Annotated in this window: 11 protein-coding genes and 1 pseudogene; 6 read left to right on the top strand and 6 right to left on the bottom strand. The window is 62.1% G+C overall.

Annotation, left to right across the window (positions count from 1 at the left end; translation table 11 throughout):
• Both EN906_RS13630 and EN906_RS13635 read right to left on the bottom strand, forming a co-directional pair.
• Positions 1–200 (bottom strand): annotated as a pseudogene (locus EN906_RS13630) (magnesium-protoporphyrin IX monomethyl ester cyclase); the annotation flags it as partial.
• 116 nt (positions 201–316) lie between these two features.
• Positions 317–793 (bottom strand): Lrp/AsnC family transcriptional regulator, encoded by a 477-nt coding sequence (locus EN906_RS13635; RefSeq protein WP_027040109.1) that lies wholly within the window; start codon positions 791–793, stop codon positions 317–319.
• Between the two features lie 140 nt (positions 794–933).
• On the opposite strand from EN906_RS13635, the gene phhA reads away from it, so the two are divergent.
• Positions 934–1,770 carry a phenylalanine 4-monooxygenase gene (gene phhA / locus EN906_RS13640; RefSeq protein ID WP_127272324.1) on the top strand — a complete coding sequence of 279 codons (837 nt, stop codon included), beginning with the start codon at positions 934–936 and terminating at the stop codon, positions 1,768–1,770.
• Between the two features lie 21 nt (positions 1,771–1,791).
• Here phhA and EN906_RS13645 read toward each other — a convergent pair whose 3' ends face one another.
• The 3 genes from EN906_RS13645 to EN906_RS13655 form a co-directional block, all read right to left on the bottom strand.
• Entirely contained in the window at positions 1,792–3,231 is a 1,440-nt protein-coding gene (locus EN906_RS13645) for a GMC family oxidoreductase (protein ID WP_127269434.1), read from the bottom strand.
• Positions 3,228–3,404 carry a hypothetical protein gene (locus EN906_RS13650; RefSeq protein ID WP_127269433.1) on the bottom strand — a complete coding sequence of 59 codons (177 nt, stop codon included), beginning with the start codon at positions 3,402–3,404 and terminating at the stop codon, positions 3,228–3,230. The genes EN906_RS13645 and EN906_RS13650 overlap by 4 nt, the downstream gene beginning before the upstream one ends.
• Before the next feature lie 194 nt (positions 3,405–3,598).
• Positions 3,599–4,360 carry a GGDEF domain-containing protein gene (locus EN906_RS13655; protein ID WP_127269432.1) on the bottom strand — a complete coding sequence of 254 codons (762 nt, stop codon included), beginning with the start codon at positions 4,358–4,360 and terminating at the stop codon, positions 3,599–3,601.
• Positions 4,361–4,520: 160 nt separating this feature from the next.
• Between EN906_RS13655 and EN906_RS13660 the strand changes: the two genes are divergently transcribed.
• Entirely contained in the window at positions 4,521–5,246 is a 726-nt protein-coding gene (locus EN906_RS13660; RefSeq protein WP_127272323.1) for a pyrimidine 5'-nucleotidase, read from the top strand.
• Positions 5,247–5,311: 65 nt separating this feature from the next.
• Here the strand turns inward: EN906_RS13660 and EN906_RS13665 are convergent, their stop codons facing one another.
• Positions 5,312–6,157 carry an LOG family protein gene (locus EN906_RS13665; RefSeq protein WP_023810769.1) on the bottom strand — a complete coding sequence of 282 codons (846 nt, stop codon included), beginning with the start codon at positions 6,155–6,157 and terminating at the stop codon, positions 5,312–5,314.
• 227 nt (positions 6,158–6,384) lie between these two features.
• Between EN906_RS13665 and dapD the strand changes: the two genes are divergently transcribed.
• The 4 genes from dapD to EN906_RS13685 form a co-directional block, all read left to right on the top strand.
• Positions 6,385–7,239 carry a 2,3,4,5-tetrahydropyridine-2,6-dicarboxylate N-succinyltransferase gene (dapD, locus tag EN906_RS13670; protein ID WP_127269742.1) on the top strand — a complete coding sequence of 285 codons (855 nt, stop codon included), beginning with the start codon at positions 6,385–6,387 and terminating at the stop codon, positions 7,237–7,239.
• Between the two features lie 72 nt (positions 7,240–7,311).
• On the top strand, positions 7,312–7,674 hold the full coding sequence (locus EN906_RS13675; RefSeq protein ID WP_127269740.1) for a DUF805 domain-containing protein: 363 nt from the start codon (positions 7,312–7,314) through the stop codon (positions 7,672–7,674).
• A complete protein-coding gene (locus EN906_RS13680) occupies positions 7,667–8,044 on the top strand; it encodes a DUF805 domain-containing protein (RefSeq protein WP_023810766.1) in 378 nt (125 codons plus the stop codon). The genes EN906_RS13675 and EN906_RS13680 overlap by 8 nt, the downstream gene beginning before the upstream one ends.
• A 13-nt stretch (positions 8,045–8,057) precedes the next feature.
• On the top strand, positions 8,058–8,798 hold a 741-nt coding region (locus EN906_RS13685), incomplete at its 3' end, for a hypothetical protein (protein ID WP_127375215.1).

Raw genomic sequence — 8,798 nt, forward strand, 5'->3', positions numbered from 1 at the left:
AAGTCGGGGTGGTCCTCCAGTGCGTTGCGTACGACGTCATCGAGCGGCATCGGCCCAAACTCGGCGTCGACGAGCCGCACCTGATGGCCGGCATCGATCAGCGGTCCGCCGATCGCCAGCAGGCCGAGCGGCGGCAAATGATCGTCGGGCACGCGGCTGCCGATGGCGGTGTGCGGCGGATTGATCAGGACGATTTTCATGGCGGACCTCTTGGGCAGTTGGTCCGCGCAAGCTGGCCGGCGATGTGGACACGCGATTGGCCCGTTTCAGCAGTTTGCGTGCAGCTTTTCCCCAAGGAGTGCGAAGAGAGGCATTGTCATCGCCTGAGATGCCCGAGCGGCACATGGCCCGGCCCCTTGATGTTCTGCAGCACCAACTGCGTGTGGACGTCGCGCACGCCGTCGAGCCGCATCAGCCGGTGCATAACGAAGGCGTTGAGTTCGTCGACCGACGGCACCATGACATGCAGCAGAAAGTCATGGTCGCCAGTCATCGTCCAGCACGAGGACACCTCGTCCATGCGCTGCACGGCGGCGATGAAGCTTTCGGGCGAGCCGTCGCTGTGGCTGACCAGGCGCACCTGGATGAACACCTCGACCATCAGGCCGACCGCGCGGCGGCTGATCACCGCGGCAAATCCCTTGATGATGCCGGCCTCCTGCAGCGCCTCGAAGCGCCGCGCGCACGGCGTCGTCGACAGGCCGATCTCTTGCGCCAGTTCGGAAACCGGCTTGCGCCCGTCGCGCTGCAGGACATCGAGCATCTTGATCTCGAAATCGTCGAATTGAGGCACTTTCACTCCGATAGAGGGTTTTGTGAGTGGATGTTATCCCAAATATTCCGTTCGAGCCATCATCAAAACCGATTTGCCTCGGCAGATCGGGGTAGCCTTTTCGGCACGTCAGCCATTGATGATTTGCGAGGAGAAAAACCATGACGACGATGAGCGTTGCCGAATATGCCCGCGACTGCGCGGCGCAAGGATTGCGCGGCGACTATTCGGTCTGCCGCGCCGATTTCACCGTGTCCCAGGGCTACGATTACAGCGAAGAAGAGCAGGCGGTGTGGCGCACGCTGTGCGACCGCCAGACCAAATTGACGCGCAGGCTCGCCCACCATTCCTATCTCGACGGCGTCGAAAAACTTGGCCTGCTCGACCGTATTCCCGATTTCGACGAGGTCAGCGCCAAGCTGCGCAAATTGACCGGCTGGGAGATCGTCGCGGTGCCCGGTCTCATTCCCGCGGCCCCGTTTTTCGATCATCTCGCCGATCGCCGCTTCCCGGTCACCAACTGGCTGCGGACCAGGCAGGAGCTCGACTACATTGTCGAGCCCGACATGTTCCATGATTTCTTCGGCCACGTGCCGGCGCTGTCGCAACCGGTGTTCGCCGACTTCATGCAGATGTATGGCGAGAAGGCCGGCGACATCATCGCGCTGGGCGGCGACGAGATGATTTCCAGGCTCTACTGGTACACGGCCGAATACGGCTTGATGCAGGAGGCCGGCCAGCCGCTAAAGGCCTTTGGCGCCGGCCTGATGTCGTCGTTTACCGAGCTGCAGTTCGCGGTCGAAGGCAAGGACGCCCACCACGTGCCCTTCGACCTGGAAACGGTGATGCGCACCGGCTACGAGATCGACAAGTTCCAGCGCGCCTATTTCGTGCTGCCGTCCTTCGACGCCTTGCGCGATGCCTTCCAGACCGCCGATTTCGCGGCGATCGTCGCCCGACGCAAGGACCAGCCGGCGCTCGACCCGGCGACGCTCTAGGCAGCAGTTGCCCTGCAGCCGTCAGGCGGTGACCACCTTGCTCAGATGGTCGCCCAGCCGGCAGGCCAGCGCGGTGATCGTCGTCGTCGGGTTGCATTGGCCTGACGTGCAGAACACCGAGGAGCCGCCGACATAGAGATTGTCCATGCCGTGCACCTTGCAGTTGGCGTCGACCACACTTTTGGTGACGTCGGTGCCCATGCGCGTGCCGCCCATATGGTGATGGCCCGCCGTCTCGTCATTGGTCGGATAGTCCTGGCCGTTGCTGATCCAGTCGGCAATGCGCACGCGGCCGAGATTCTTCTCGATCAGCGTCTTGCCGAACAGTCTGAGCCCTTCGAGCAGGGTGCGATGTTCCAGTTCGGATTTCTTCCAGTGCAATTCGATGCGTGGCACGCCGGCATGGTCGACATTGGTCTTCGACAACTCGATCTGGTTGGAGGCCAGCGGCGCCTGTTCCCAGGCGACGTAGAGCTGCGCGGCGCAGCGCAGTCTCTGACTGAGCTTGGAGGACATCCACTCGGCCATGTCGGGTGCCGTGCAGGCGAGGTCGGCGATAAGGCTCTTGACGCCGGGATACGGCGTCTCGATCAGCCGGATGCCGAAATTCATGATCTGCAGCCGCTCCGTGGCGGCAAGTGTCGGCGAGAAGAAGGCCTCATTGACGGCGTCGACCTCGAACGCGTTATAGTCGGCCAGGATGGCATTGCCGCCCTCGAAGGTCGGATGCTCCATCCAGTAGCGGCCAAGCGCCGTCGCATTCGGCACGACGCCGCCGTTCGAGCGCTGGTTGGACCACAGAAGCAGCCGCGAATTCTCCAGCCCACCGGTGCAGACGATGAAATAGTCGGCGCTGAAGGAGCCGGCATTCTGCCCGTTCGACCACAGTCTGGCGCCCGTCACGCGTTTGCCGTCGCCGGTAAGCTCGGTGGCACAAGTGTTGAGCACCACCGCGATGTTCTTGGCCTTGTCGAGTTCATCGCCGAACTTCTCGGCGAAGCGCACGGCCGGGCTCTTGATCAGCTGCACCCAGCGAATGTCGTCCGAGATCGGCACATCTGGCCGGAGGGCCGGAAGGTCGAGAATGTCGCGCACTTCCGGCAGATAGGGTTCGATGTCGGTGCGGCGGATCGGCCAGCCCGTATCGGGTACCCAGGCCTTCGGCTCGAAATCCTGCTTGTCGAGCACGCGGCACCAGCCGGCCCAGTGGTTGGAACTGCCGCCCATCAACCGCAGCCGGGTTATGTCGAGATCGAAATAGAAATCGCCGACCGTGCTGCCACGGTAAAAGTCCTGCGACTCGTCGCTGAATTCGCGCGGACCGGCCTCCATCACCACCACCGGAATGCCGGCCGCGCCAAGCTTGCGGGCAATGGTCGTGCCGGCCGGACCGGAGCCTAGGATGCACACTTTTGGGGTGAAGTTCGCGGCGCGATACGCCTCGTAGCTGTCGAAGATCATGCCAGGTCGCTCCGCCTCAGAATCCAGCCATTGACCTCGACGATCTCGTTCGGGTTGGGCTCTGGATCGGCTGCATCGGCATCAGGCAGCTTGCGGAACAAAGACAGGGCAGGCAATGCGATCAACGCCTGCACGAGCGCGCGGCGTGACATTTTCTTGATGATGAAACTCATGGCTGGTCTCTCGGCTGGGCTTCGGCACTGCATGGCGTTCCCAGAACGGCAATTCCCGGAACGACACATGCATCACCGTGGAAGCCAGTATCGTGCCAAGTCTGGCCGCAAAGCAGTGAAAACCCGGCTAAGCGGTACAACCGAGTGCAAACAGGGTTAGAATTTTCTTAACAGGCCGGTTGCGGCAGATCGGATCACGCCGCCTCGGAAATGCCGGTGTCGATGATCGTCAGGTTACGGCCCTGGTGCTTGGCCTGGTAGAGGCGCCGGTCGGCGGCGCGCATCAGCTCCGACACACTGGCTTCCTCGCCGCAGACAGTGCCGCCGATGCTGACCGTGAGCGGAATGGTCCGCTCGTCGACGGGCCGGAAGCGGATCAGCTCCACTTCGCGGCGAATTCGCTCGGCGACGCGCTTGGCCTCCTGCTCGGTCGCGCCGATCAGGAAGGCGCCGAACTCCTCGCCGCCGATGCGGCCGAGCACATCGCCGCTGCGCACGCCGCGCTGGATCGCGCTGGCGATCAAAAGCAGCGCGTCATCACCTGTCAGATGGCCGAAATTGTCGTTGATGGTCTTGAAGTGATCGGCATCGATGATCAGCAGCGCGCCGCGATCGGACTTGCGGCGCGAACCGTCGAGCGCGGCAAAGAAGCTTTCCCGGTTGAGCATGCCGGTCATGTCGTCGCGGCTCGCCTTTTCCGCCAGGCGGCGATGCGCGGCGGCGAGCTGGGCATGGGCTCGGGCGAGATCGCGATGCGCGTTTTTCAGCCTGTCGCTTTGCCAGAAAGTGCTTGCGCTGGCAGCCCACGCCAGCACCAGCGGACAGAGCGTGGAGGTCAGCCAGATCGTGCGGTTGACCGGAAATCCCATGGCCGGAACGATGATCAGGGTCAGCAGGAGAGAGGCCGCGACTGAGGCGAAAGCAACGGCGGCGGATCTCAGAATTATGCTGTTCATCGCTTGCTCCCACAAGACTGCCTCTCTGCCAGCAAGCCCTAAAGGCCACCTTTCCCAGATGCCTAAAATTTGAATCGTGAGGCGATTTACGCAACCTCAACGAGCAGAAGTTGTGGATAAAGTCGCTTCCGGAATGCGCGTTTCATGCCATAAGGAGCCCATGACCACGCTCCCTGACCCCGCCCGCTTCGCCCATGTCACCGACTGGGTCTTCGATCTCGACAACACGCTCTATCCGCATCATTCGAATCTGTTCTCGCAGATCGACGTCAAGATGACCGCCTATGTCGGCGAGCTGCTGGCATTGCCGCGCGACGATGCGCGCAAGTTGCAGAAGGAACTCTACCGCGAATATGGCACGACGCTGAACGGCCTGATGACACGTCATGGCATCGACCCCGATGATTTCCTCGAGAAGGTCCACGACATCGACTATTCATGGCTGGTGCCAGACCCCGTTCTCGGCACCGCCATCCGCCAGCTTCCGGGCCGCAAGTTCATCTTCACCAATGGCGACCGCAGGCACGCCGAGCGCACCGCGCGCCAACTCGGCATCCTCGACCATTTCGACGACATCTTCGACATCGTCGCCGCCGGGCTCAATCCCAAGCCGGCGCGCCAGACCTACGAGAAGTTCGCTGAACTCCACGCCGTCACCGGCCACAATGCGGTGATGTTCGAAGACCTTGCCCGCAACCTGTCGGTGCCGAAGTCGCTCGGCATGACCACGGTGCTTATCGTGCCGCGCAATTTCGAGCCGACCTTTGCCGAGATCTGGGAGCGCGACCCGACCAACGAGGACGACGTCGATTTCGTCACCGACGACCTGGCGGGGTTTCTGACGGCGATTGTGGAGGGGGAAGGAAGAGGGGAATTGAAGAATTGAAGAATGAAGGACGGTCTCTACGGATCAATTCCCCCAGTTCCCCAGTTCTTCAATTCCCCACTCCCCTACTCCCCTAACTTGTAGAACCGGCTGATGATCCCCCAGGCTTCGTCGGCGGTGTCGACGAAGTCGATGATGTCCTGATCGCCGGGGCTGATCGTGCCCTGCTCGGCGAGAAAATCGAGATTGATCGCCCGCTTCCAGAAGGATTTGCCGAACAGGATCACCGGCACGCGCTCCATGCGCCCTGTCTGGATCAGGGTCAGCGTCTCGAAGAATTCATCCATCGTGCCGAAGCCGCCCGGAAACACCGCGACCGCCTTGGCGCGCATGACGAAATGCATCTTGCGGATAGCAAAATAATGGAAGTTGAAGCAGAGCTCCGGCGTCACATAGATGTTCGGCGCCTGCTCGTGCGGCAGGACGATGTTGAGGCCGATCGACGGCGCGCCGACATCGTCGGCGCCGCGGTTTCCCGCTTCCATCACGCCGGGCCCGCCACCGGTCACCACGACATATTCGCGGTAATAGGAGGTAGCCGACTGCTGCGAGCAGAGGCGGGCGAATTTTCGCGCCTCCTCATAGTATTTGCTGTTTTCCTCGAGGTTCTTCTTCTGCGTCTCGTTCTTGGCCGCCCAGGCCTCGCCGCCGGGTTCCGGCAGGCGCGCGCCGCCGAACAGGATCACCGTCGAACGGATGCCGCGTTCGGCCAGGATCATTTCCGGTTTCAGGAGTTCAAGCTGCAGCCGGACCGCGCGCAACTCGCGCCGCGTCATGAAGTCGGGATCGTTCCAGGCGAGCCGGTAGGTTTCGGCACGCGTCTGCGGCGTATCCGGCACACTCTTCGACCGCTCCAGATCCTCGTCCGAATGCGGCAGTGGCGTCCAGCCCGCCTTTTCCATAGGTGTCATATGCTCTACCCGTCCAAATTCTTCACTTGCGCCGCCCCATGACGCAGCCGCGATTGACCCTCACCAAGGCTTCACATAAGCAGGTTCCGCAAAAGTGTCCTGCGGTTTTGTGACAAGAACCTGCTACATGCGAAGATCCAGGCAGGCAAAGCCTGCCAAGGGGTCCGCGCGACTTTCAAAACAGGTTAAGGCGTTGCCCCTTAACAGCTTGGTAATGGAGCGAATTCATGTCGAAGCCCGATCTGGCGAGCCTCGAAAAGACCATCGAGAAGGCCTTCGAGGAACGCGACGCGATTTCGACGGCAACGCGCGGCGAAACGCGCGACGCCATCCAGTCGGCGCTCGATCTGCTCGACCGCGGCGCCGTCCGCGTCGCCGAGCGGCAGGCCGACGGCAAGTGGCATGTCAACCAGTGGCTGAAGAAGGCCGTGCTGTTGTCGTTCCGGCTCAACCCGATGGAGATCATCAAGGGGGGACCCGGCGAGGCGGTGTGGTGGGACAAGGTGCCGTCGAAGTTCGACGGCTGGAGTGCCGTCGATTTCGAAAAGGCGGGCTTCCGAGCCGTGCCGTCGTCGGTCGTGCGCCGTTCGGCCTATGTCGCACCGGGCGCCGTGCTGATGCCGTCCTTCGTCAATGTCGGCGCGTATGTCGACAGCGGCACCATGGTCGACACCTGGGCCTCGGTCGGCTCCTGCGCCCAGATCGGTAAGAACGTGCATCTGTCCGGCGGCGTCGGCATCGGCGGCGTGCTGGAGCCGATGCAGGCCGGCCCGACCATCATCGAGGACAATTGTTTTATCGGCGCGCGTTCGGAGGTGGTCGAGGGCTGCATCGTGCGCGAAGGCTCGGTGCTCGGCATGGGCGTCTTCATCGGCCAGTCGACCAAGATCGTCGACCGCGCCACCGGCGAGATCTTCTATGGCGAAGTGCCGCCCAATTCCGTCGTCGTCGCCGGAACGATGCCGGGCAAGCCCTTTCCGAACGGCGAGCCGGGTCCCAACCTTTACTGCGCCGTCATCGTCAAGCGTGTCGACGCCAAGACCCGCTCCAAAACCTCGATCAACGAATTGCTGCGCGATTGATCTTTGCGCAAAGCGAGCGCACCTTCCGCCGGCGCGACAATCGGTCGCGCTGGTTCAAGATGGAGGGGTGACATGGACTGGAAGTATCTGCTCACAAGTTTTGATGGTCGCATCAACCGTGGCAAGTTCTGGGCCGCGATTGGCGTTTTCATCGTCATTGGTATCGTTGCCTTCATTCTCGATGCGATCCTCGGTACACGTCTCACCACCGCCAGTGGCGCCCAGATCGGCATCATCGGCATTCTCATCGCTCTGGTCTCGATCTATTTCGCGCTCGCAGTCTACGCCAAGCGCTGGCATGATCGCGGCAAGTCGGGCTGGTGGAGCCTAATCATGCTGGTGCCGCTCATCGGCCCGATCTGGTTTCTGGTGGAATGCGGCATTCTCGAAGGCGCCAGAGGCGCCAATCAATATGGACCGGACCCGCTTGCCTGACAGATCAGATCTCACCTGGCTTTTCTTCAAAACCTCGGGCCGCGTCAGTCGCGCGGCCTATTTTCTTGGCGGGTTGCTCGTCGCCATCATCCAGGCCTTCCCGCTCTACCGCTTCACGCTGGTGCCGGAAGGTTCGGCCGAGAGCAACATGTGGTCGTTCATCTTCTTCGTCGCCTTCATCGCCTCGCTGTGGTCGAACATCGCCCTGGCGGTGAAGCGGCTGCACGATTTGGACAAGCCGGGCATTGCCGCGCTGATCCTGTTCGTGCCGGTGGTCTCGATCGTCGCCTTCCTTGTGTTGTGCCTGTTTCCAGGGCAGCCTGGACCCAACCGCTATGGCCGGCGCACCAACGAGCCGGAACAATCCTGAGGGCCGATCGGACATGCGCTACCGCACGCTTGATCCGAAACTGATCGTCGAAACCGCCGAGCGGCTGGAAGAGCGGATCGCCGACCGTTTCCCTGAAGCGGGATTGCGTGGCGTCGCCGCCGAACTGGTCTCGCTGTCGCGCGATCTGGCCAAGGCGGCCAAGGTGCTCGAAGCACCGATCTGGTGGCTGCGCGGGCTCATCGTCGCCGCCTTCGTCACGGGTGTGCTGGTGTTCCTGTTCGTCGGTACCATCTTGCCGATCGACCGCATTTCGGGAACCCACGATGCCCTGCAGTCGGTGCAAGGCATAGAGGCTTCGATCAACACCGTCATACTGGCTGTGTTGGGCTTGCTTGCTCTGATCCGCACCGAGGAGCGCATCAAGCGCAAAAGGGTGTTTCGCCAGCTGCACGGCCTGCGTTCGCTGATCCATGTCATCGACATGCACCAGCTGACCAAGGATCCGGCAGCCCTTTCGGCCGATTTCAAGCCGACGGCGCACTCGCCGGCCCGTATCACCAATGCCGCCGACCTGGCGCGTTACCTCGACTATTGCTCCGAAATGCTGTCGATCACCGGCAAGATCGCAGCGCTCTTCGCGCAGTCGGTCAATGACGACGTGGTCATCGACGGCGTCAACGACATCGAGAACCTGGCATCCAACCTGTCGCGGAAAATCTGGCAGAAGATCACGTTGATCGACGGCCGGCCGGTGCAACAACCTGCTCCGGCGCCAGGCCCGGCGAGCCAAGCC

The sequence above is a fragment of the Mesorhizobium sp. M7A.F.Ca.CA.004.06.1.1 genome (genome assembly GCF_003999135.1).
Taxonomy (GTDB): domain Bacteria; phylum Pseudomonadota; class Alphaproteobacteria; order Rhizobiales; family Rhizobiaceae; genus Mesorhizobium.